At 70.8% G+C, this 2,035-nt stretch carries 2 protein-coding genes; both read right to left on the bottom strand.

Annotation, left to right across the window (positions count from 1 at the left end):
• Positions 1 to 77: 77 nt before the first annotated feature.
• A complete protein-coding gene (locus tag MJ783_RS13760) occupies positions 78 to 1,037 on the bottom strand; it encodes a VWA domain-containing protein (protein ID WP_239310832.1) in 960 nt (319 codons plus the stop codon).
• Positions 1,034 to 1,984: a DUF58 domain-containing protein gene (locus tag MJ783_RS13755; protein WP_239310833.1), complete on the bottom strand. Its 951-nt coding sequence runs from the start codon at positions 1,982 to 1,984 to the stop codon at positions 1,034 to 1,036. Before MJ783_RS13755 ends, MJ783_RS13760 begins: the two co-directional genes overlap by 4 nt.
• Between the last annotated feature and the right edge of the window lie 51 nt (positions 1,985 to 2,035).

Here is a 2,035-nt window from a genome sequence, read left to right as displayed (position 1 = left end):
GGCGGCTCCCTCCGTCGCCTCGCGCTCCATCCAGCCGGACGCCGCTTCCTGATCGAACGCCCTGCCACCGGAGCCCTTCAGGGGATTCGGGACGAGAAGGCCAGCGACAGTGCCGTGGCGGTCAGGCCGAGACACAGCGACAGCCCCACAAACCACATGGTAATTTCATGGAACTCGGTACGGTATCCGATGGAGCTGCCCAGCTTTTTATACACCGACCGCAGTTCGTCGCCGGACGTGGCCCGGTGGTAGGAGCCCCCAGTCGTCCGTGCGATCTCGCGCAATGCCGCCTCGTTGACCGGGACGGGGAGCTGTTGGCCGCCGACGTCGAGGGTACCGTCCGGGGTGCCGTAGGCAATCGTGTCCACCGGCACCCGGACGCTTACAGCGGCCTGGCTGGCCTCGGAATTCGGGCGTCCCCGCTGGGTCTCCCCGTCGGAGAGCAGCACGATGGCCGCCGGTGGTGGCGTCTGGCCGTCCGCGATGACCTGATCCCCCAGCACGGTGATGGCCTGCAGGCTGGCGAAGATACCCTCGCCAATCGCGGTGGACGGACCCAGCTGCAGGCTGTGAATGCTGGAACGGACCGTTTCGCGGTCCGTGGTCGGTGGAACGAGAACCGCCGCCGAGCCGGCGAATGACACCAGGCCGAGGTTGATCCGCGGTGGTAGCTGATTGACGAACGCCTCGGCGCCCTGTTTGGCCGACTCGAGCCGGTTGGGAGGGATATCCGTTGCTGCCATCGAATTCGAGACGTCGATCGCCAGCATGATTGTCGCGCGTTCGCGGGGCACCCGGTCCGCCCTCGCCGGCCGCGCGAGGGCCAACACCATGGTGGCCAGCGTGAGCAACAGGACGGTGGCCGGCACATGCCGGCGCCACCACTGCGGGCGCCGGGGCAGCACCGACGCGAGCAGCCCGGCGCTGGCGAACCGGACCGCGTAGACCTTCCGGCGCAGCGCCAGCACGATGTAGGCGACAGTCAGCGCGCTGACCAGCAGCAGCAGCCACAGCCAGTGGCCGGCGAGGAAGGTCATCGTGCCGGCCCGGCCGGCCGGGCCGTGACCGGCGGACGCCGGCCCGCGCCGCGGCTGCGGCGGGTGGCCAGGACGAAGCGGACGATGTCGGCGAGCCAGTCGGTGTCGGTCCGCAGGACGAGGTGGGCGGCGCCGGCCCGGCGAAGCGCGGCGTCGGTCTCGCGGCGGTGCGCCGCGGCGGCGCGGGCGTAGGACTCGCGCAGCCGGCGGGACGAGGTCGGTACCTCCAGCGTCGCGCCGGTCTCCGGGTCCATGACGGTGAGCAGCCCGACCCGCGGGAGCTCAAGCTCGCGTGGATCGACTATTTCGACGGCAAGTACCTGATGGCGTCCGGCGAGCGCGCGCAGTGGCCGTTCCCACGACAGGTCCGTCGACAGGAAGTCCGAGATCACGACAGCCAGGCCGCGGCGCCGGGGCGGGTTACGCAGTCCGTTCACGGCCGCGGCCAGATCGGTCGCCGCGGAGACGTTCGGCGCGCTGGCCGGGCGGTCCAGCGCGGTACGCGGTGTTGCCAGCAAGGTCCGTAGCAGTGCTCGCAGGCTGTTGCGACCGGTACGGGCGGGTAGTACGCGCGGGCCGGTACCGGAGAGCACATACGCTCCCAGCCGGTTGCCGCCGCGTGCGGTCAGGTAGCCGACCGCGGCGACAGCGGCGATCGCGAGGTCGCGTTTTTCCCAGGCCGCGGTGCCGAACTCCAGGCTGGCGGTGAGGTCGACGAGTACCCAGGTCTCCAGCTCGCGGTCGGCGATGAGGTCGTGTACGTGCGGGACGGTGGTACGGGCGGTGACCGCCCAGTCCATCCGCCGGACGTCGTCGCCGACGTGGTAGGTACGGCTTTCGGCTTTTTCGGTTCCGGATCCGGGTACCAGGCCCAGGTGATCACCGAGCAGCAGCCCGTCCAGGCGCCGGGTGACGGTCAGCTCCAGACGACGCAGGGCGCGTTCGATCGACGGATCCGCGGCGAGCGGGCCAGCCGTTCCCGATGCGGGGGAGGAGCC

Origin of the sequence: Protofrankia sp. Cj3 (genome assembly GCF_917627355.1) — a bacterium.
Taxonomy (GTDB): domain Bacteria; phylum Actinomycetota; class Actinomycetes; order Frankiales; family Frankiaceae; genus Protofrankia.
The sequence above is the reverse complement of the archived record's forward strand: the minus strand, read 5'-3'. Positions and strand labels throughout refer to the sequence as shown.

Excerpts from the sequence above, each read along its gene's own strand:
- MJ783_RS13760 (WP_239310832.1), bottom strand. The coding sequence starts at position 1,037 with ATGACCTTCCTCGCCGGCCACTGGCTGTGGCTGCTGCTGCTGGTCAGC.